Below are 22636 nucleotides of genomic sequence, written 5' to 3'. Positions count from 1 at the left end.
TTATCTCTCTGGTTTAATGAGGTGTTGCATCAATTAATGGGGTTATACCTTTGGGTTTTCAACCCCATTCCATTCGATTATTAGATAGGGCGCACACTATCTTTATCAAGCTCTGCAGCAAAACGACGTTCAATAAATTGAACATTTGGATCGTTTTCTAAACTGTTCAGCGCTTGCTGTAATTTCTCTTGGTAGAGCCTATCTCTCAGTTCAAGTGGTGTTTCTCCACTCTCCCCTATTTCGATGCTCATGTGGCACTCTTCACCTAACACGGTATTAAGTGCTTTGAGCAATTCGGCTTGAGCTCTATCAGTATTCAAATGAGCTTGGCTGCTTCTCAATAGTAACGAAACGGTTGTTCCTTCCTTACTATAATGAGAGTTTAGCGCAAGTTGTTCTACCAGCTTAGGGATCTCCATTAAGCTGATGAGCTTCGCCCATTCATTATGTTCTAATGACTCATCGATGAGCTTTTGTGCCATTTCAGGCGTTTTCTCATGCTCAAGTGCCTGCTTGAGCTGCGTAGGTGTCAGTTTTGTATTTACTTTTGTCTCAACAGGCTTGCTTGGACGCCAGCGATACGCTTCCTCAACTTGTGGCTCCGTCGACTTCGGAGCTGAGTTTGGCGACACCTGCGCGGAATTGCCATGCAATTGCGCTACTCGGTCGATAACCGATTCTGGTTGTGCAGATGCCGCTTTAGGCTTTTTTGAGCCACCATTTTGAGGAGTGTTCTGTTGTAGGCCTTGACGCTGAGAACGTAATTGGTGACGTAAACCGCTTAGACCACCGCGCGCCGGTGTTGAAACGCTCTCTTGCACTTGTTGAGGTGGCGTTTCATGCTGCGGTGCAGGGTTTTCGCTCATCGGCGGCGCCATATCATACTGTGGCGGAACCGTCTCATATCCACTCGCGTGATATTCAGGTTGTGAATTGGATGAAGGTTGAGGCGCCACTTGTGGTGAGCTTTGTGCTGGACTCGGCTGCTGAGCTCGAGGAGCTGCTACTGTCCGAGCTGGTGCAGTCTTTGATTGACTGGCACTTTGAACTGGGGCTGAAGCTGATTCGCAGTTACTGGAAACAACATTTGCCCCACTGTTACTTGATGGGCGGAACGCCATCATACGCAGCACAATCATTTCCAGACCGACTCGCCCATTTGGCGAGAGAGTCAAATCTTCACGACCTTTCAATGCAATTTGGTAGTAAAGCTGAACGTCTTGCGGACTTAGTGCTTTACTCAACAACTCGATTTTTTCTGCATCTGGCTGCGCTCGGTCTAGCGACGCTGGCAGCGCTTGATACATCGCAATTCGATGAAGCTGTGTTGCGACTTGCTGCAACAAACCATCCCACTCAACACCATTTGCTGCTAATTGCTGGATTTTATCCATGGCTGGTTGAGGTTGCTTGCTGCTGATTGACTCTAGTAAGTGAATCGCTTGGTCGGTATCAATCGTCCCCAACATGTGGCTGACAATATCGGTTTGCACCGCACCGTTACCTAAAGCAATTGCTTGATCGGTCAAGCTGAGAGCATCACGCATACTGCCATCTGCAGCATGTGAAATCATACCCAGTGCTTTTGGTTCTGCCGATACTTGCTCTTGACCCAAAATGTAGTCAAGTTGCTGATGAATATCATCAACGCTGATCGGTTTGAGATGGAACTGTAGACAACGCGACAATATAGTAACAGGCAGCTTTTGTGGATCGGTTGTCGCGAGTAAGAACTTCACATACTCTGGCGGCTCTTCCAGGGTTTTCAACAACGCATTGAAAGAGTGACGCGATAGCATGTGCACCTCATCGATGAGGTACACTTTAAAACGTCCACGAGCAGGTTTGTATTGAACGTTGTCTAACAGTTCACGAGTGTCTTCAACTTTAGTACGTGATGCTGCGTCGATTTCAAGAAGATCGACAAAGCGACCTTCATCAATTTCACGACAAGTATCACACTTACCACAAGGTGTCGCGGTAATGCCGGTTTCGCAGTTCAAGCCTTTGGCAAACAGCCTACCGATACTCGTTTTACCCACACCACGAGTCCCGCTGAACAGATAAGCATGGTGTAAACGGTTTTGCGCCAGTGCGTTTTCCAACGCCGTCAGGACATGTTTTTGTCCGACAACTTGGTCAAACTGATTAGGACGCCATTTTCGCGCTAAAGCTAAATAACTCATTGAATGTATTAATGTCCTTCAAAATCGCAGATGCTGTACACGTTTAGACCTAGTGCTTCTAAACGTTTATCGCCACCGATTTCTGGTAGGTTGATAACGAACGCAGCGTGCTCAACTTCACCACCCAGTTGGCGAATCAGCTTAGTCGTCGCTTCAATAGTACCGCCCGTTGCCAATAAATCGTCGACAACCAGTACTTTGTCGCCTTCAACGATGGCATCTGTATGGATTTCTAGTGTATCAACGCCGTATTCAAGCTCATAAGATTGAGCAACAGTAGGGCGTGGTAGCTTGCCTGGTTTACGCACTGGTACAAAACCAACACCTAGCTCAAGCGCTAAAGGCGCGCCAAATAGAAAGCCACGAGCTTCCGTACCCACAACCTTGGTAAAGCCCATATCTTTGTAACGTTCAACAAGTAAGTTGATCGTTGCTTGGTATGCTTTCGCGTCTTCAAGAAGGCTCGTCACATCACGAAATAGAATGCCTGGCTTTGGGTAGTCTTGGATGCTTTTGATGCTAGATTTGATCAGTGAAATTGTTTCTGTAGTCATAATACCGATTTACTTAGATTGGCTCATCGCCCTCTCTAATCGCAGTATCACGAGGGCAACGAACAATAGGTTTTCACCACTATGTGCTTATTTTCGTAAAAGTCACAGGCGCTGAAAATACAAACGCCCACTCGAAGAGCGGGCACACTATTCTCTACAATCTTAGTGATTTTCTTCTCGGTCAGCAACCAACTCAATCACAGGCAGACGCATAAACCAGCTGAGTAAAACGATTAGCATCACTAAAAGACCAATTTTTGCCCAAACGAGGGGGACAACAACGATTGAAACCATGAAACTAAGCGCAATAAAAATCGCACCACGCTTTTTTACTTTTGAAGTAACAGCCCGATGCTTATGCCAATTGTCGAGAATGGGTCCAAACGTTTTGTGGTTATGTAACCATTGATGAAATGCGGGGCTACCACGCATAAAACATGCGCTAGCAAGCAAAATAAAAGGTGTGGTGGGTAAAAGTGGAAGGGCTATGCCGGCTATGCCGAGCACAATACAGAGTCCACCAACAGTATTGAAAAAGTAACGCTTAATACGAATGGTGAACTCCGGTACAAAATAGCTAGATTAAAAGCCTGCGTAACCATTCATTACACGAAGCCAGGTTAGCGTTGCAGGAAGTGTTGGGATCAAAAGAACTGCAATAAAACCTAAAAAGTAAAAAATATTATAAGGCTCTTTAAAATCTTTGTCTGCCATGATGTGTCTTCTCACTAGTTGACTTTGCTTCTCCCAAGGCACAGCGTTAAATTATCGTTGCACAAATGGGTCATTATTGTTTTAAGCGCTGACTATACATTAAACAGCCAAATCTAAACACCAGTAAAAAGTAAGGTTATTAAACTAAACGTATGTTGTTTTGGTGGTTCTAAAAAGATAATAAGCAGCGTAAGGACGCTGCTTATTGGTTTGCAAGTCATAATTATACTAGTCGGGATTTCCGGGTAATACTTAAACTAAAACTTGAAGAACCTAAACACCCGATAGACAACTGTCCTGCAACACTAAGCGGTAAATCGCGGGTGATGAAGTTTTTCATACTTCCTCCCCCTAAACGGTTACCTGCTGCGATGTGTTGATTCATATTTCCGTCAGACCAATGGCTATCTAAACCCGCAGGCAATATAGAGACCGAGGATGAAGCGAGGTCGGCGACACCAAACACAGCATTGACTGCACCCGCACACTCCGAACACTCAATTCCTTTTTCAATGATCCCTACCATGTCCTTAAGATCAGCACTGAAACTTTTCAAGTTACGGAGATAGTCGTCAAACAATGCCCTAACGAGCAATGTCGTCGCAACTCCATCATTAGCTTGGGAAGCAGAATCAACTAGATAAAACGCAAATTGACCATTCATTAACCAACGATAATCGAAAACCAAGGGCATCACATCCGTCGATTGCAATAAACGGTACGAGCAGCGCCAATCTCCCTGAGCAGCATCCTTCTCTGGCAATAGCGCTTGCAGTAAATCTCTTGCCGCACTCGGATTCTGTTGTAAATATTCCAGATGCCAATACAGCTCTTGTTCATCTGGGATTTCACCACCATCATCAACCCTGAACCACTGACTTGAAAAGTCACGTTGTTCTGAGAAGTGGCTATCGGTATCTTCTAGCGTATTCTCTATCGCCTGAGATAGGTGCTCATAATTACCTATCGGTTTAGGAAGAAAATCTTTAATACCAAATCGCAACGCTTTCGCGACATCGGACATTTCATCCGTGCCTGATACCACGATAAGCGGCATATATGGGTATTCGAGACTAACTTCTTCGACGAACTCGATACCATCTAAGACCGGCATCGATAAATCACATAAGATAAGATCGGGTTGGCATTCCCTGAGTTGTTGAAGCGCTTCTAGGCCGTTTTCTGCTTCTACTACTTTAAAACCCTGACTTTCTAAATAGGCATTGGTTACTTTACGAAATATTGGATCATCGTCCACCAACATTATTAGTTTTTGATTAATCACTTCCTGTGCCGAGACCATTGCCGTTTGACTGTGAGTCTTAAACATACCTTTATCCCTCACAAAGCTCAGTCAAAAAAACAGATTTATTATTAAGTCATTATTTTTGTTGTGTTTACTTCCAGCAAAACGTGTCACAGCAAGACCTGAGGCCGCTTTGCCTTGTTATAAAACTTAGCTCGGAAACTGCATTAATACAAATATTACGGCGTATAACAGTATTTACTCAAACAGGGTTGCTGTGTTCAAATGATGCAACATGTTGACTTAAAGCAAGCTTTGATCACAAAGTTAATTATAAATTAACCGTAATCGGTAATTTAATGTGTCTGGAAATATGAAATTAGATGACTTAAACCTGTTTCGACTGGTTGTCGAAAATGGGAGCTACACCGCAACTTCGCGAAAAACCATGATCCCGGTTGCGACCATCACCCGACGCATTCAAGCGCTAGAAGACTCTGTCAATCTTCGACTATTGAACCGTCATGCTCGCAAACTTTCGCTCACTGAAGCAGGGGAACGTTTTTACCATGAGTGCTCTCCTTTACTACAAAGGCTAACAACCGCAGCAGAGGAAATCACTGACGACTGCCGAGGAGCATCCGGCAAGATTAAGATATCCGCGCCTTACAACTTAACTAAACGAATGATGATGCCGATGTTCAACAGCTTTATGAAGCAGTACCCGGACATCAACATTGAGCTAACGACAGAGAATAATGCGGACAAGCTTGACCCTACTGAATGGGATGTAATTTTTCGAGTGGGACCTCAACGCGACTCTAGCCTCATCGCGCGTAAGATTGGCGAAGTGAAGGATATTCTCGTTGCAAGCCCTGACTATCTAACCTCGAATCCTGCGCCACATCATGCAGAAGAGCTCTCTAACCATTCATTGCTAAAAGGGTACCCGCTTATTAAGTGGACCTTAATTAATAGCAAAGGCGAGTCTGTGGTGAATGTTGATCGTGGTCGTTTTCAAGCAAACGCGCTCAATGTGGTGCGCAGTGCTTGTTCCGAAGGTTTAGGCATCACACTAATGCCAGATGTCATGATCAAAGAGTACATCGAGAGCGGCGATTTGGTACGCATACTGCCAGATTGGAGTGCAAACCCGCGCGACATTTATATGCTTTACAACCACAAAGACCACCTGCCAGAGAAAGTTCGCCTCTTTATTGACTTTGTGATCGCTTATAACATTCACTAACTAGATAGCGAAAACAAAAAACCAGAGCCAAAGCTCTGGTTTTTTTACGACTTAAGAAAGCGCATCCTATGCGCCTTCGTTATGAAGCTCTAGATTTGCTAAATCCTGTTGGATTTCAAGTTGTGTTTTCGCATCATCATTACGAAGACCATCTAAAAAATCTAGGTATTGTTGGTCAATATCACCCGTTACGTATTCGCCGTTAAACACGGATGTATCGAACTGAGTAATATCTTGGTTTCCAAGACCTACCGCCTCTACCAAATCTTCTAGACGTTGATAAATAAGCGCATCGGCACCAATCTGCTTACAAATTGTATCGTTGTCACGGCCATGGGCAATAAGCTCTGTAGCACTTGGCATATCAATGCCGTATACGTTCGGGAAACGAACTTCAGGAGCCGCTGAGACCATGTACACTTTCTTGGCACCAGAATCACGAGCCATCTCAATAATCTGCTCTGACGTTGTACCTCGAACAATAGAGTCATCCACCAGCAACACATTCTTACCTTTGAATTCCGAACGAATAGCATTCAACTTGCGACGTACTGATTTCTTACGTTGTTGCTGGCCAGGCATGATAAACGTACGTCCAACATAACGGTTTTTCACGAAACCCTGGCGATAAGGGATATCGATCGCTTGAGCGATTTGCAGTGCAATGTCGCAAGACGTTTCAGGGATAGGAATGACAACATCGATATCAAGGTTTGCGTAATCTTCACGAATACGTTCGCCCAGCTTTTTACCCATTTCAACGCGAGCACTGTATACCGAAATTTTATCGATGAACGAATCTGGACGAGCAAAGTACACGAACTCGAAAATACAAGGGTTCAGCTTAGGATTATCTGCACACTGCTTCGTGTAAAGCTCACCGTCAAACGTTGCGTAAATCGCTTCACCAGGTGCAACATCACGGACGAAATCAAAACCGACCGCATCCAATGCCACCGATTCAGACGCAACCATGTACTCTGCTCTGCCGTTAACTTCACGCTTACCTAAACAGAGCGGGCGAATACCGTGTGGGTCACGAAATGCAATCATACCATGACCAATGATCATGGCGGTCACAGCATAAGCACCGCGAATTGTGCGATGAACATTGGTGACTGCGCGGAATACGTCTTCGGTCGTGACATTTCCTTTTACTGAGTCAATTTCGTGCGCCAGTACATTTAGTAATACTTCAGAGTCTGAAGTCGTATTGATATGACGGCGATCTTTTTCAAACAGCTTCTGACGAACTTCGTTAGCGTTAGTCAAGTTACCGTTGTGGGCAAGTGTAATACCGAAAGGAGAGTTTACGTAGAAAGGTTGAGCTTCTGAAGCGCTTGAACTGCCTGCTGTAGGGTAACGAACATGACCAATTCCGACCTCGCCTTGCAGGCGTTGCATGTGTCTTGCTTCAAATACATCCTTGACTAAACCGTTCGCCTTACGTAGACGAAAACGATTGCTTTCTATGGTACAAATACCAGCGGCATCTTGGCCACGATGCTGTAACACCGTTAACGCGTCATAAATAGACTGGTTTACAGGCGTTGTGCCCACGATTCCAACAATACCACACATGTCCTAATCCTCGATTTGCGACAGTAGCTGGCACTACTAGATAGTGCCAGACAGAAAACTTGATGTTGCTTGTAAATGCTCGAAGAATGGGGCGATGATACGGCTGAACTCAGGGATCAACTGTGAATCTTTCCACCAATCCGAGCTTGGGAATGCAGTAAACGCATCCATAAAAAACAGCACCGCAGAAACAATTAAGACTCCGCGTAGACCACCAAATACAATCCCGAGAATTCGGTCCGTACCTGATAGCCCTGTTTTTTGTACCAGTTGACCAATGACGTAATTCACCACTGCACCAACTACCAAGGTTGCGACAAATAACGCCGCAATCGCCGCTCCGTTACGAAACATATCATCTTCGATGTTGGTGAAGTACACCGCCAATTTGGCATAGTAATTACTGGAGATAAAAAACGCTCCAAACCAAATCACCAAAGACAAAGCTTCTTTAGCAAAACCGCGAACTAAACTGATCAGAGCTGAAAATCCGATCACACCTAAAATGATAAAATCTATCCAATTCATCTTTTCTTCATCTTAAGTTGGCGCGCATTTTAACAGAAAAAATGCTGACGCAAACGTTTTCTTATGGATTTAATGGCTTAAATTTAAGCAATTGACCTTTTGAACCTGTAATTTTTTGTAATTCTTGAACTTGTCGTTCAAGTTTACTTTTTGACACATCAGGGCCAACAATCACTCTCGTAAACTCGTTTTCTTTCTTTGTGTGAGCTTGATAACCACGCTTTTGCAAATCCGCGACAAGCGCGACAGCATTTTCGTGATTCTTAAGTGCCATCAACTGAATGATCCAAGCTGAATCTTCATATTGATTTTTCTCTTGAACAGGACGAGTGACGACCTCAACTTGCTCTGGTTGTTTGATGACCTCAGGTTTAGATGTTGGCGCTGGCTCGGGCTCAGAAACGGCTACTTGAGCATCCTCACGTTCTTGCACTACAGCTTCAACCGGAGAATCCGGTAACGTAATGTCGTCTTCCACTGGCTCTAATATTTCGAAGTTTTCCACATCACTATCAAGTTCTGGTTTGATAGGAATACTGGCAAATTCTTCTTTGTAGTGCAGTTTCTTACCATCTAGCACATCGGGAAGAACAATGACTCCGACTGCGACTAGAATGATGGTGCCGACTAAACGACTTTGGAATTTACTTGCCATCAAAATACCTTTACTTATTTATTATTTGATTGCCAATGTTCCAATACCTCTCCGACGGTATGGAATGAGCCAACCACCAGAATAACGTCTCCTGTCTTTGCGTGGCTTCTCGCACTCTCGAAGGCGTCAACAGGGTTTTCAAAATGAACTTGCCCATCAGGTAAGTATTGGCACAATTCATCAGCGGTCGCCGCTCTCGGTCCAGTAAGCGACGCTGGATACCATTGTGTTGCAACTGGAGTTAGAGCTTCAATGGTTGCTTTAATGTCCTTGTCATGCAGCATTGCAACCACAATATGGATATTCTTACCCAGATATTGTTGCTTCACTCTCTCTACCAAATACTCAGCAGAGTGCGGGTTATGAGCGACATCAAGGACTATTTCAGGTTCGTGATGCAGTACCTGCATACGCCCCGCCAAACGAGCATTATTCAAGCCATTGACAATATTTATGTCAGTGATTTGCAATTCCGAAGCCCCTAGTGCCATCAGTGCAGTGGCTGCATTTTGTAATGGTAGCGATGGGATTGGTAAATCCTCTAACTCAAATGCCCCACTGCTCCATTTCCAACCATTATCAGTTAGTTGGTAATCGTACTGAATACCTACTTGGAAGAACTCAGAACCAATATCGTCAGCATGAGCCGCCACGGTCGCTGGTGGCGTTGGTTGCCCACAAATTGCTGGCTTCCCTGAACGGTAAATGCCCGCTTTTTCAAAGCCAATAACATTGATGTCATCACCAAGCCAATCCACATGATCGATCGCTAAGCTCGTAATAACAGAAACATCATGGTCAACAACGTTAGTGGCGTCTAGACGACCGCCAAGTCCTACTTCAAGTAAGACAACGTCAACTTTCTCTACTTGGAAAATACGTAGCGCAGCAAGTGTACCGAATTCAAAGAGGCTAAGGCTAATATCACCACGCTGCTTTTCTACATAATCGAATGCTTCACAGTGCTTTGCATCTACAACATCGACGCCATTAATGCGTACACGCTCGTTGTAACGAATCAGGTGCGGAGAACTGTAAACACCGACTGAATAGCCAGCATCAAGTAAAATGGCTTCCATTAACGCACACGTTGAGCCTTTGCCATTGGTTCCGGCAACGGTGATTACGGTTGGAGCTGGTTTGGTAAGATTGGCTTTGTTTGCTACCGCTTGGACACGGTCTAAGCCTAGATCAATTGCTGAGGAATGAATATTTGCTAAATAATCAAGCCACATCTCTAATGAAGATGTGGCTTGAGGAGTTGGGTTTTGGGTCATCTAACTTTAACCATTAAATTCTTTGGTTTTTATGTTAGTTGATACTTTACCCTTTTTCGTCCGCTTCTGGTACAGAATATGGCTCTTCATTTGGAGATTCGTTAACCGAAACCACCAAAGGAGACTTGTGGTTAGTCATCTTAGCGATAAGACCACCCACACGCTGACGCATTTCACGACGGTCAACGATCATATCAATAGCACCGTGATCAAGTAGGAACTCACTACGCTGGAAACCTTCAGGAAGATCTTCACGTACAGTTTGCTCGATTACACGACGACCAGCAAAGCCAATGAGGGCCTTAGGTTCACCGATGTTGATATCACCCAACATAGCCAAACTTGCTGATACACCACCCATTGTAGGGTCAGTTAGAACAGAAATAAACGGCAGACCTTTTTCTGATAAACGCTCAAGCGCAGCACTGGTTTTTGCCATTTGCATAAGAGACATTAAAGCCTCTTGCATACGAGCACCACCACTTGCTGAGAAACAAACAAGCGCACAGTTATTTTCAATGGCTGCATCCACTGCTTTCACAAAGCGAGCACCAACGACTGAACCCATTGAACCACCCATAAAGGAGAATTCAAACGCACACGCCACAAGCGGCAGACCAAGCAATTCACCCTGCATCACAACTAGCGCATCTTTCTCACCGCTATTTTTTTGTGCAGCAGAGATACGCTCTTTGTATCGCTTAGAATCTTTAAATTTCAGTTTATCCTGTGGCTCAAGTTCAGAACCTAATTCAACTCGATTACCTTCATCTAAAAATGTTTCCAAACGACGACGCGCTTTCATACGCATGTGATGGTTACACTTTGGACAAACTTCTAAGTTACGCTCTAGTTCAGCATGGTATAAAACCTGTTCACAAGAGGTACATTTAGTCCACACACCTTCTGGGATAGAAGCTTTGCGTGAACTTACTAGATTGCTTTTCTCTAAAATCTTTTCAAGCCAACTCATGGAAGACCTTTTCTCTCAACTCTTCCGCTTCATTGCGAAAGATATAAATTCGACATAATACCGACGGATTAAACCATATCTTGCAGCTACTGTAGATAAAAAACTGGTTGTACCTATTTTTGATATCGTAAATAGCGTATGTTTTCCGTTCACATTCAATGTAAACACTACCGATATTTTGAAATAAGTTTGTAAAATTAGTTCAAATTATCTGGTAAAAACAGTGGACCGATCGGCACTTCAGGTAACCCAAACTCTTCTGGGTAGTCTACATCTACCAGGTACAGACCTTCCGCTTTCGCTGTCGCACCCGCTAGTTTGCGATCTTTGGCTTCTAATAACCACTTGATCCATTCAGGACTCTCTTCGCCACGTCCAACTTTTATCAAGCTACCCGTGATATTACGAACCATATGATGCACGAACGCATTAGCTTTAATATCAATAACCACATAGTTCCCATGGCGCGTAACGTTCAGATGCATCAAGTTTCGAAATGGGCTGCGAGACTGACAATGCGCCGCGCGAAACGACGTAAAATCATTTTCGCCAAGTAGGAACTGCCCTGCTTCATGCATTTTTTTCTCGTCGAGCTCACCATGATAGTGACTAACCCCCGAGTTTAGGATGCCTGGACGTAAAGCATGATTGAAAATAATGTAACGATAACGGCGAGCTGTCGCTGAGAATCTTGCATGGAAATCATCTGAAACTTCCTTAGCCCAACGAACCACTATATCGCTTGGCATGTTCGCGTTTGCGCCCATGGTCCAAGCTACCATTTTTCGAGTAACGTTGGTATCAAAGTGCACAACTTGTCCCGTGCCATGCACGCCTGCGTCTGTCCGACCAGCACACTGAACTTCAACTGGGTGATTAGCGACGACGGACAATGCTTTCTCTAGCTCTTCTTGGACACTTTTCACTTCTCTTTGGCGCTGCCAACCAAAGTAGTTTGTACCGTTGTACTCGATACCTAATGCGATTCTCATCTTAACCTTCGAACTCTAAAATGGGGCGGGAAGTATATACTCAAGTCACCTCAAGTTGCCAGTTTCACCAAGGGTGACATAAAGGTAGCATCCTACTAACGGGACACAAAAAGGGTAGCAAACGCTACCCTTTTGTTTCGGTTTATCGGCCATTAATGGCGTCAATCAGGCTTTTTGCTTCGCGGCGAATATCATCCTCACCGTAAACAATCGCCTCTTCTAGTAGTTTAATCGCCCCTTGAGAATCGTTCATCTCGAGATAGATTTTAGCCAAATCCAGTTTCCCAGCCGCTTCAGCATTGCTATCTACGTCAATATCGCCGATCTCACCGATAACATCTGGAAACTCGTTCAATCCGACATCGAGCTTAAGGTCTTCTTCTTCGAACTCACCACCTTCTCTGTCGACCTGAGCCATCAATTCATCAATCGTCATAAATTGATTTTTCTTCGGGTCGAAGTCATCCAAGTCGCTTTGCTCTGCCCAGTTTTCTTGCGCGATCTCTGGCTGACTTAGTGCATCACTCGAATTCCAAACATCACGCTGGTCCTCAGGCACTTCTTCAGTAGAACTTACGTTATCAGCAGCGGGTTTAAAGCCATCCCAATCATCTCCAACATCAAGCATGGTTTCAAAATCCATACCTGCACTTGCGATGGTGTCACTGTCTAGTTTACCTTCAAATACTTCTGAGTTTGCGTCTTCCGCAAGAAGGTTAGCCATTGATGATTCATCATCCAAATTACTGAGCGGCTCACCCTCTGTCGCTGTTGGCTGCACTTCTGGGTCAGTATCAAAGCCGTTTTGCTGCGCAAATACTTCAAACAAAGCATCATGATCGTTATCGGCTTGAATAGCTGGTCTCGATGTCTCTGCTTCAACCTTAGGGCTCTCTGGCGCACCCTCGTTCATTGACGCGAGAACATCTTCCTCATTGAACTCTGGAAGATCTTGGTCGTCAAAACTTAACTCTTCATCCTCACCGGAGATTGGTTCTATATCTGCAGTCTCAGAGCTCGGTAATTCTGGCTCTTCTTCCATCGACGCCAAGGCATCTTCTTCGCTGAACTCTGGCAAATCGAGCTCATCAAAATTGAACTCTTCTTCGGACTCAGCTGGCAAGTCGGCTTCAACCTGTTCTGGCTCAACGGACTCGGACGTTTCTAACGCAGGTTCGCCAGCCATAGACGCCAGTGCATCTTCTTCACTGAACTCTGGCAAATCGAGCTCATCAAAATTGAACTCTTCTTCGGACTCAGTTGGCAAGTCGGCTTCAACTTGTTCTGGCTCAACGGACTCGGACGTTTCTAACGCAGGTTCGCCAGCCATAGACGCCAATGCGTCGTCTTCACTAAACTCAGGAAGATCTAGCGCATCAAAATTGAATTCATCTTCTGATTCAGTTGGCAAGTCGGCTTCAACTTGTTCTGGTTCAACGGACTCGGACGTTTCTAGCTCCGGCTCATCCGTCATAGACGCCAATGCGTCTTCTTCACTGAACTCAGGAAGATCCAGCTCGTCAAAATTGAATTCATCTTCTGATTCAGTTGGTAAGTCGGCTTCAACCTGTTCTGGCTCAACGGACTCGGACGTTTCTAACTCCGGCTCATCCGTCATAGACGCCAATGCGTCTTCTTCACTGAACTCTGGCAAATCGAGCTCATCAAAATTGAACTCTTCTTCGGACTCGGTTGGTAAGTCAGCTTCGACTTGCTCTGGTTTAACGGACTCGGACGTTTCTAACTCCGGCTCATCCGCCATAGACGCCAATGCGTCTTCTTCACTAAACTCAGGAAGATCCAGCTCATCAAAATTGAATTCATCTTCTGATTCAGTTGGTAAGCCTGCTTCAACTTGTTCTGACTCAACGGACTCGGACGTTTCTGACTCCGGCTCATCCGACATAGACGCCAATGCGTCTTCTTCGCTGAATTCTGGAAGATCTAGCTCATCAAAATTGAGTTCATCTTCTGAATCGTTGGTCGACTCAGTTTCCGGCTCCAATTCAGGTTCATCCAGTAGCCAATCTTCTTCTTGTGGAACACCGAATTCATTTTCTATTGTATTTGGTGTCGGTGTGAAGGCTGGAATGTCTTCCTCTTGCTCAACGTGAGGCTGTACCTCAGTATCGGACTCCACGGATGGTTCTTGTGTTGAATCAGTATCGGTAGCCTCTTGTTGTAGTGATGAAGCTTCCTCTATCTCCGTTTGTGTTTTTTCAACTTGCTGCGGTAAATCGTCTTCACTATCAAATAGAGCGTCAAGTTCAGCAGAAAAATCCGCTTTTTCTTGTTCTGTTGGCAGAAGCTCTTCACTGTCTGACTCAAATAGGTCGTCTAGCTCGCTCATTAAAGGATCATTCTCTGGTGAGAGGTCCTCTAAATCACCAAGAAATTCATCGCTGCTAAATGGCTCTGAAGCAGCCTCTGGCTCGGTTAATGGTTGCTCTTTTGCAGCTTGTTGCGTGTCTGGTTGGCTTTCACTTAATAAAGCGTCGATGTCCAACCCAGACTCAATGTCCTGATCTTCATGAGTTTGTTCTGACTCAACTACGGAAGATGGCTTTTCGTCGGCGTCTGGCTCACCAAAACCAAGTGATTTCAGTAACTCTTCCTCTTCCGATTTATTCTGCTCTGGGCTCTCGTCCTCTCGAATCAGATCATCAAACGGATCTAAATCAGCTTCAGTCTCTTCATCAAGTTCAGAGGTAACATCATCAATGAGTTCATCCAGTAAGTCTGTGCTATCTGCGTCTAACTCTTCGATCGAGTCATCACCTTCAAAACCAGAGATTGCTTCTAGCTCGTTTAGTGGATCAAACTCGTCTGTGTCATCTTCATCAAAATCAATGAGTTCATCGAGTAGCTCTGTACTGTTTTCATCTAGAACAGGGCCTTCATTGGCGTCAGCTTCTCGAACTTCCGATTCACTAGCCGGTTGTTCATACTGGGCCAATAGCTTATCGATATCGTCGTCAGATGCCTCTCCTACACTAAAGTCATCATCCGAAACGGGCTGTTTTAACTCAGGCTCATCAGTATCTAAATCGAAGTCATCGTTGCCAAGTTCAGCAAACAAGTCATCAAGCATATCCTGGTCGACAGTGTCACTTGGTAACTCTTCTGACGGCTCATCGGCTGCAAGTAACTCGGCAAATGCATCGTCTGAAAGCGAGTCTGATTTCTCATTCGTATCATCCGAAAGATCGAAGCCAGACTCATCGTCATCGAGCACTTCTAGTTCTGGAGCAACCTCATCTAAGGCTCGCTCCATTTCTTCTAAACCAAGCGCCTTTTCTTCGCCGTTGACTTGGATACCATTGTTCGATGACTCAAACTCATCCAGACCAACATCTAGGTCACCGTCATCGCCAATATCTGCAAATGGGTCATCGTCCCCTTCCAGATTGAAATCAAGTTCTTCATCGTCGAGGTTAGCAAAGACGTCTTCTTCTAAATCTGACTTCTCTTCTTGTAAAGACTGTGTGTTGATATCTTCATCTGCAAACAATTCATCATCAAGCGTGAGCTCTTCATCCAGCTCATCCGCCGCCGCTAAACCGATTGGCGCCGCAAGAGGATCAACGTTTTGCTGTTCCTGTGCAGCCGCATCTTCCTCTTTCGCTTTAGAGCGTCGACCAAGAAGCATAACAACTAGCAACGCAATCAAAGCACCAGGAATTAATGCCGCAAGACCAACAAGCCAACCATTCGACAAAATTTTGTCCATAGTGCTTGGTTGCATGCGTTGTTGTTCAGCAAGGCGCTGGCGTTCTTCAGCAAGCAGCTTCTCGACTTCTGAGCGAATGCGTTCTTCGTCATTCAGCTCGCTTTTCAAAGTTTCGACTTCGCTTTGCACTTCTGACAGCATCAATCGAAGACGATGGTTCTTCTCTTCTAATGAGTCTAATTCACTTTGTGAGCCTTGAAGTTTGTTCTTTAGCGCACTGACCTGCTTTTCACCCTGCGGAGAGGTGGTTACTGGTGGCGCAGGGATGACGGGTATTGTTTTCGGAGTTGGTTTTGGCTCCGTTGCTGCCACTGTATCTGGCTTAGTCGCAGGCTTGGGTTCTACTTTAATTTGTGGCTTTGGTTGCTCGGTGACTCGTTGTGCTGGCGTCGCTCTATTTGTCGGCTTCGGCTGTTTTAACTTAGCTTCATGCGCCTTCATAATCGCAACAGCTTGCGCTGTGGTCGCGCTTTGCACTTGCTCTAGAGAAGGTACTCGTAGCCGACTCCCTGGGATCAATTCATGAATGTTTTGGTTCTCAAACGCTTGAGGGTTAATTCGGTAAATGGCAAGAAGCGTTTGTTGAACGGTAACACCGCGTGAAGGTCGTAATTCTGAAGCGATCGACCATAGTGTTTGATTTTCACCAGTCGGACCAAAGAAACGTGACGGTTGAGTATTCGCAGGAGGAGCAGGTAATGCTCGCTCAATATCTTCAGCATAGCTCGGAGATGATTGCACTTCACCAGACGGTCCAACAAGACGAATTCCTTCGGCTTGAACCACTGATGATGTCTGAGTCGCGCTCATCAACACAAGGGCTGCTAACAAACGCTTATAATTTTGACGCATAGAAGGCTCAGTTTTGTGCTAGATACAATTTGAAATGGTGATCGGTTAAATATATCGGATATCGCATGCAAAACTATAGCGTTGAGAATAAAAAATGTGTGGCTCTCGCCATATTCGTACTAATCTCACACTATTTTGTTTCGTTCGTACAAAAAAGCCTCGCACTGTGCGAGGCTTTGAAATGAACTGTAAGCGACTTAGTAGTAATCGCGGATCAGAACTTCTGCGATTTGCACCGCGTTAGTTGCCGCGCCTTTACGCACGTTATCAGCAACAACCCACAGGTTTACGCCGCTATGATGGCTGATATCGTTACGGATACGACCAACCATTACATGGTCCTTACCGCCCGCATCGCGAACTTGTGTAGGGAAGTCTTCACCGTGGAACACTTCGATACCGTCAGTTTGTTCAAGCAAGTTAACGACTTCTTGTGCATCGATAGGTGAACGAGTCTCAATGTGAAGTGCTTCTGCGTGACCGTAGAATACAGGAACACGTACACACGTTGGATTGACTGTGATTGATGGATCGTTAAAGATCTTCTGTGTTTCCCACACCATTTTCATTTCTTCTTTGGTGTAGCCGTTTTCCATCATCTGATCGATTTGTGGAATGCAGTTAAACGCGATCTGTTGAGAGAATTGCTTCTTGTCTGCAGGCAGACCGTTTAGCAGCTTCGCCGTTTGACCTGCTAGCTCATCGATACCCGCTTTGCCTGCACCAGACACCGATTGGTAAGTTGATACGTTAATACGCTCAATGCCCACCGCATCGTGAATTGGTTTTAGTGCCACCAGCATTTGGATGGTTGAACAGTTCGGGTTCGCGATGATGTTACGGTTACGAAACTCTGCAATCGCTTCTGGGTTTACTTCTGGCACAACAAGAGGAATGTCGTACTCGTAACGGAAGTGTGATGTATTGTCGATAACAATCACGCCTTCATCAGCGGCAATTGGAGCCCACTTGGCTGATAGCTCACCACCAGCAGAAAACAGTGCGATATGCGCTTGAGACCAATCGAACTCTTCTACGTTTTGAACGCGTACCGTTTTACCATTGAAGCGGTAAGTCTTGCCTTCGCTGCGCTCACTCGCGAGTAGGAAGATTTCGCCTACTGGGAATTTGCGCTCTTGAAGCACATCCAAAATTGTTTCACCGACCGCACCGGTCGCACCTAAAATGGCAACATTATATTGCTGGCTCATTGACTTACCTCAATCTGAAAACCTAGTTCTGCTAATGGAGCAAGGTTACATGTTTTGTTACCCACTAGCGTGACAGCGCTGTATTCACGGCGATCCCAGTAGTTTTTACGCATCAGGTCAAAAGCGCCTGGCTTACTGATTTCACGGCGGAAAAGAGCGTCATCTCTACGCACATCATAGATTAACTGCGTGATGTTATGCAGTGTTGCTTCGTCCCAAGCTCTGTCCAATACCATAGTAGGAACAGGCGCGGTTGGCAGTAAATCGCTGGCATGCGCACGTAATTCGTTATTTAAGAACTCACAGTAGCTGTTGAAAATCATCGTTGTACCGCGAGCTTTCCCTTCCAAGCCGTAGCCTGCAACGTGAGGGGTTGCGAATGCTAGCAGAGGCAGAAGCTCCATATCAACCTCTGGTTCAAATTCAAATACGTCGAGTGCCGCTGTAAAGCCATCATTTTTCAAAAGACGTTGCTTCAAAGCAGCGTTGTCAACGATGGGACCTCGAGCCGCGTTAATCAAAATTTGATCGCTGCGGAGACCATTTAATACCTTCTCATCAATCAAATGATGCGTTGGGTATGGGCCATCTTTGGTGATTGGCGTATGTAGTGTAATGATGTCTGAGCTTTCAATCAGTTCTGTCAACGGAGTAAAGCTACGAGGATCACCAGCCTCTTGTTTGAATGGGTCATTGATGAGAACTTTAATACCCATGCCTTTCAAACATTTCTCTAGGTAGCTACCTACTTGGCCTGCACCAATAATACCTACCGTCTTGTCAAATACCGAGAAACCTTGTTGCTGAGCGAGCACCATCATCACGCTGAACGCGTATTCCGCCACACCCACTTTGTTACACCCTGGCGCCGCAGTGAAGAAAATGCCTTTCTCTTTTAAGAGTGCTTGGTCAACATGATCCATGCCTGCCGTGGCCGTACCAACAAACTTCAGCTTGTTTGCTTTGCTGATCAGGTCAGCATTCACTTTGGTGACTGAGCGAATCATTAGGGCATCAACATCCACTAAATCATCGGCGGTCAGTGTACGACCTGGTTTTAGAATTACGTTACCGAGTTGGCTGAATAGTTCTTCAGCATACGGCATATTTTCATCAACAATAATTTTCATAGCGCCAGCGTTCTAACATCCATTTGTAAGAGTTCGTTTATTCGCAAGATGCGAAACTAAAGCGATTGTGCCCTTTTCCCGAAAAATCTCAAGATATAACACCAATAAACCTCAAGGAGGTAACTCCTATAGAATCGATTGACGGGAAGCCTAGAGAAAAGCAGAAACAGAGAAAAGAAAAAGCCCGGCTAAATAGCCGGGCAAAGTTCCAGAACAAAAGGATCCTATCCCGCTCTCCATGGGATAGAGTCTGCGTCTGTTCGATCAGTGTGACTGATCAAGCTCTGGAAACTGGATTGTTGGCGTTTACAGTACTCTCGCAAGGCGCCAACAAATTCAGTTAACCTTGGTACTTTTTAATAACCAAAGTTGCGTTTGTGCCGCCAAAGCCAAAGCTGTTTGACATTACGGTCGTTAGCTCTGCATCACGAGCTTCTGTCACGATGTCCAGACCTTGTGCTGCTTCGTCCAAGTTTGAAATATTGATGCTTGGAGCAATGAAGTTTTTGTCTAGCATAAGTGTTGAGTAAATTGCTTCGTGCACGCCCGCTGCGCCGAGTGCGTGGCCAGTCATTGCTTTTGTTGCAGAGATTGCAGGGCTGTTCTCACCAAACAATTGTTGGATAGCACCAAGCTCTTTCACGTCACCAACTGGTGTCGATGTGCCGTGCGTGTTGATGTAATCCACACCATCAACGTCTTGCATCGCCATCTTCATACAACGAATTGCGCCTTCACCTGATGGCGCTACCATGTCGTAGCCATCTGATGTCGCACCGTAACCTACGATTTCACCGTAGATTTTCGCACCACGTGCCAGTGCGTGCTCTAGTTCTTCAATAACCAGCATGCCGCCGCCGCCCGAGATAACAAAACCGTCACGGTCTGCATCGTATGTACGAGATGCTTTGTCTGGCGTGTCATTGTATTTGGTTGACAGTGCGCCCATCGCATCAAACATCATAGTTTGAGACCAATCTAGCTCTTCGCCGCCACCAGCAAAAACAATATCTTGTTTGCCTAGTTGAATAAGCTCCATAGCATGGCCGATACAGTGTGCAGATGTTGCACATGCAGAGCTCATTGAGTAGTTCACGCCACGAATCTTAAATGGCGTAGCAAGACAAGCAGAAACAGTAGAAGACATAGTACGAGGAACCATGTAAGGACCAACTCGCTTTACGCCTTTGGCGCGCATCGTGTCTGTCGCTACCGTTTGGTTGTATGCAGAAGCACCGCCAGAACCTGCAACGATACCGGTACGGTCGTTTGAAACCTGCTCTTCTGTAAGACCAGCGTCTGCGATTGCCTGCTCCATTGATAGGTATGCATAAGCAGCCGCATCACCCATAAAGCGCATCTGCTTACGGTCGATGTGTTCCGCCGGGTTGATTTTTAGGTCACCCCATACTTGCGAACGAAGACCGTGTTCTTTGAACTGCTCAGATGCAGTGATGCCAGATTTGCCCGCTTTAAGAGACGCTAGAACTTCTTCGACGTTGTTACCGATACTTGAAACAATACCCATACCGGTGATTACGACTCGTTTCATTATGACATTCCTATAATTCAAAAATCCGCTAGATGATAACTAAGATAGTCAACAAAAGTGGTCAGCTTTCCCATAAATTCGTACAATCGCCCCATTCTTACCGCGCCAAATCACAAATTTGCACCATTATGACTTCAATAAAAAACGCAGAACTTGGTTGGAACGAAGCTGGTACTCCGGTTTCAGACCAATTTGATGATGTTTACTTCTCTAACGTAAACGGTCTTGAAGAGACACGCTACGTTTTCTTAAAACAAAATCATCTCCCAGAAAGATGGCAGGAATTTGACCAAAGACGTTTTGTCATTGGTGAAACAGGATTTGGCACGGGATTAAACTTCTTAGCAGTATGCCAGTGGTTTAGTGAGTTTCGTCGTCAGCATCCGGACGCAACATTGAAAGAGCTGCATTTTATTAGCTTTGAAAAATACCCATTAAGCAAAGCCGATTTAAAGAAGGCGCATGAAGCTTGGCCTGAGCTAGCTGAGTACGCGGAAAAGTTACAAAAGCACTATCCTGCCGCTGTGCCGGAGTGTCATCGCATTGTTTTAGAAGACGGTGCAATCACACTCGACCTTTGGTTTGGTGACATTAAAGACTGCATGCCGCAAGTCCCATACAACGAACAAGGTTTGATTGATGCTTGGTTCTTAGATGGATTCGCGCCAAGCAAAAACCCAGAGATGTGGAACCAAGGCCTGTTCAACAACATGGCAAAGCTAGCCAAGCAAGATTGTACAGTTGCCACGTTTACCGCAGCAGGCTTTGTACGTCGTGGTTTGAACGAAGCTGGCTTTACAATGAAAAAGGTGAAAGGTTTCGGCACTAAACGAGAAATGATCGCCGGCTCTATGGAGCAACGTGAAAAGCAGTCGAACCATCTCCCTTGGTTCAATCGCACAGCATCTAGCAATCTTGATTCGATAGCCATCATTGGTGGTGGTATAGCCAGCGCGGCGTTAGCGAAAACGTTAGTTCGTCGTGGCCAAAACGTCACCCTTTACTGTAAAGACAAACAACCAGCCAAAGGAGCTTCAGGCAATCGACAAGGAGCCGTTTATCCACTGCTTAATGGCCCGCACACGGGTGTTTCACGAGTGTTTGCTCCTGCATTTTTGTTCGCACGTCAGTTTGTTGAACAAGCAGCACAAGAGATCGATTTTGATCATGACTGGTGTGGCGTGACTCAGTTGATGTGGGATGACAAATCCACAGACAAACTGGAGAAAATACTTGCGGGTAACTTCACACCAGAGCTCATTCACAAGCTGTCCGCCGAGGAGACTGCGAACACTATCGGGTTACCTATTGATATGGCATCTGTGCACTACCCAATGGGAGGGTGGCTGTGCCCTGCCGAGTTAACTCGTGGGTTAATTAAACAATTGGAGCAGACGTCGTTACTCTCAACGAAGTTTGAACACCATGTTGAGGCATTAGATTGGGATGAAAAGCGTCAGCTCTGGCTACTAACGGCGAGTGGTCAAACATTTGAGCACTCAACGGTTGTGATTGCGAACGGCCATGAGTTCCAGACATTGAGTCAAACCGCTTCCCTACCAATGGGACAAGTGAAAGGACAAGTCAGTCATGCGCCAGCAACCGAAACGCTGAGTCAGCTGAAAACGGTGTTGTGTTACGACGGTTACATGACACCTGTTAACCCAAGTAATCAACACTTGTGTATCGGTGCAAGCTACGACCGCAGTCACCTTGACTACGAATTTGATGAAAACGCCCAAAAAGATAATGCGGAAAAGCTAGTGAAATGTGTACCGAATCAAACATGGGCAAAAGAGGTAGATATCACTGGTAATCAATCTCGCCAAGGTATTCGTTGTGTTAGCCGAGATCACTTACCATTTGTCGGAAATGTGGGTGACTTTGAGACGATCAAAACGCAATACGCCAACTTACAAAATCAAAAAGCAGAAGAGGTAGAAACCATTCATCAGTACCCTAACCTATTCTGCTTCTTAGGTTTAGGATCTCGTGGACTGAGCTCTGCACCACTATTAGCTGAAGTGTTGGCCTCCCAGATCTGTGGGGACCCGCTGCCATTACCTGTTGATGTATTAACCGAACTTCACCCAAGTCGAATGTGGGTTCGTAAACTAAGAAAAGGCAAAGCCATTACCGAGCTGTAAGAGTATTCTCTCGTTTTAATTCCCGACACAGATACGTGTCGGGAATCGCTAACTCACTA

General features: G+C 45.4%; 17 protein-coding genes. 2 read left to right on the top strand and 15 right to left on the bottom strand.

What is annotated here, in order from left to right; genetic code table 11:
* Positions 1 to 80: 80 nt before the first annotated feature.
* From dnaX to R7D93_RS04425, 5 genes are all read right to left on the bottom strand, one after another.
* The gene (dnaX, locus tag R7D93_RS04445) at positions 81 to 2186 is read right to left on the bottom strand and encodes a DNA polymerase III subunit gamma/tau (protein ID WP_225495508.1); all 2106 of its coding nucleotides are present in this window, start codon (positions 2184 to 2186) and stop codon (positions 81 to 83) included.
* A gap of 8 nt (positions 2187 to 2194) precedes the next feature.
* Positions 2195 to 2740, bottom strand: a complete 546-nt coding sequence (apt, locus tag R7D93_RS04440) for an adenine phosphoribosyltransferase (RefSeq protein WP_005380615.1) — start codon at positions 2738 to 2740, stop codon at positions 2195 to 2197.
* A 162-nt stretch (positions 2741 to 2902) separates the two neighbouring features.
* Positions 2903 to 3289 (bottom strand): YbaN family protein, encoded by a 387-nt coding sequence (locus tag R7D93_RS04435; protein ID WP_372584779.1) that lies wholly within the window; start codon positions 3287 to 3289, stop codon positions 2903 to 2905.
* 33 nt (positions 3290 to 3322) lie between these two features.
* A complete protein-coding gene (locus tag R7D93_RS04430; RefSeq protein WP_005380608.1) occupies positions 3323 to 3454 on the bottom strand; it encodes a hypothetical protein in 132 nt (43 codons plus the stop codon).
* A gap of 223 nt (positions 3455 to 3677) precedes the next feature.
* A complete protein-coding gene (locus R7D93_RS04425; RefSeq protein ID WP_203345859.1) occupies positions 3678 to 4784 on the bottom strand; it encodes a response regulator in 1107 nt (368 codons plus the stop codon).
* Between the two features lie 289 nt (positions 4785 to 5073).
* Between R7D93_RS04425 and R7D93_RS04420 the strand changes: the two genes are divergently transcribed.
* Positions 5074 to 5949 (top strand): LysR family transcriptional regulator, encoded by an 876-nt coding sequence (locus tag R7D93_RS04420; RefSeq protein ID WP_005380599.1) that lies wholly within the window; start codon positions 5074 to 5076, stop codon positions 5947 to 5949.
* 66 nt (positions 5950 to 6015) lie between these two features.
* Here the strand turns inward: R7D93_RS04420 and purF are convergent, their stop codons facing one another.
* The 10 genes from purF to fabB all read right to left on the bottom strand — a co-directional run bounded on the left by purF (position 6016) and on the right by fabB (position 20430).
* Positions 6016 to 7530, bottom strand: coding sequence for an amidophosphoribosyltransferase (purF, locus tag R7D93_RS04415; RefSeq protein ID WP_005380592.1), 1515 nt, complete (start codon positions 7528 to 7530; stop codon positions 6016 to 6018).
* A gap of 36 nt (positions 7531 to 7566) precedes the next feature.
* Positions 7567 to 8058: a CvpA family protein gene (locus R7D93_RS04410; protein WP_005380590.1), complete on the bottom strand. Its 492-nt coding sequence runs from the start codon at positions 8056 to 8058 to the stop codon at positions 7567 to 7569.
* Between the two features lie 61 nt (positions 8059 to 8119).
* Positions 8120 to 8713, bottom strand: coding sequence for an SPOR domain-containing protein (locus R7D93_RS04405; protein WP_017820797.1), 594 nt, complete (start codon positions 8711 to 8713; stop codon positions 8120 to 8122).
* A gap of 14 nt (positions 8714 to 8727) precedes the next feature.
* Complete coding sequence (gene folC, locus R7D93_RS04400; RefSeq protein WP_053349561.1) at positions 8728 to 9990, bottom strand: bifunctional tetrahydrofolate synthase/dihydrofolate synthase; 1263 nt, start codon at positions 9988 to 9990, stop codon at positions 8728 to 8730.
* Between the two features lie 46 nt (positions 9991 to 10036).
* A complete protein-coding gene (accD, locus tag R7D93_RS04395) occupies positions 10037 to 10963 on the bottom strand; it encodes an acetyl-CoA carboxylase, carboxyltransferase subunit beta (RefSeq protein ID WP_005380583.1) in 927 nt (308 codons plus the stop codon).
* Between the two features lie 197 nt (positions 10964 to 11160).
* Positions 11161 to 11955 carry a tRNA pseudouridine(38-40) synthase TruA gene (gene truA, locus R7D93_RS04390; RefSeq protein WP_225495509.1) on the bottom strand — a complete coding sequence of 265 codons (795 nt, stop codon included), beginning with the start codon at positions 11953 to 11955 and terminating at the stop codon, positions 11161 to 11163.
* A 142-nt stretch (positions 11956 to 12097) separates the two neighbouring features.
* Complete coding sequence (locus R7D93_RS04385; RefSeq protein ID WP_225495510.1) at positions 12098 to 16537, bottom strand: FimV/HubP family polar landmark protein; 4440 nt, start codon at positions 16535 to 16537, stop codon at positions 12098 to 12100.
* Positions 16538 to 16734: 197 nt separating this feature from the next.
* Entirely contained in the window at positions 16735 to 17748 is a 1014-nt protein-coding gene (locus tag R7D93_RS04380) for an aspartate-semialdehyde dehydrogenase (protein ID WP_005380562.1), read from the bottom strand.
* The gene (locus R7D93_RS04375) at positions 17745 to 18878 is read right to left on the bottom strand and encodes a 4-phosphoerythronate dehydrogenase (protein ID WP_005380560.1); all 1134 of its coding nucleotides are present in this window, start codon (positions 18876 to 18878) and stop codon (positions 17745 to 17747) included. Before R7D93_RS04375 ends, R7D93_RS04380 begins: the two co-directional genes overlap by 4 nt.
* Before the next feature lie 340 nt (positions 18879 to 19218).
* A complete protein-coding gene (gene fabB, locus R7D93_RS04370; protein WP_005380557.1) occupies positions 19219 to 20430 on the bottom strand; it encodes a beta-ketoacyl-ACP synthase I in 1212 nt (403 codons plus the stop codon).
* Between the two features lie 128 nt (positions 20431 to 20558).
* On the opposite strand from fabB, the gene mnmC reads away from it, so the two are divergent.
* Positions 20559 to 22577, top strand: a complete 2019-nt coding sequence (gene mnmC, locus R7D93_RS04365; RefSeq protein WP_213868040.1) for a bifunctional tRNA (5-methylaminomethyl-2-thiouridine)(34)-methyltransferase MnmD/FAD-dependent 5-carboxymethylaminomethyl-2-thiouridine(34) oxidoreductase MnmC — start codon at positions 20559 to 20561, stop codon at positions 22575 to 22577.
* Positions 22578 to 22636 lie beyond the last annotated feature (59 nt).

Source organism: Vibrio sp. YT-15 (assembly GCF_033337445.1).
In the GTDB taxonomy this organism is placed as follows: domain Bacteria; phylum Pseudomonadota; class Gammaproteobacteria; order Enterobacterales; family Vibrionaceae; genus Vibrio; species Vibrio alginolyticus.
Note: the sequence above shows the minus strand (reverse complement) of the source record. Positions and strands in the feature narration are given on the sequence as shown.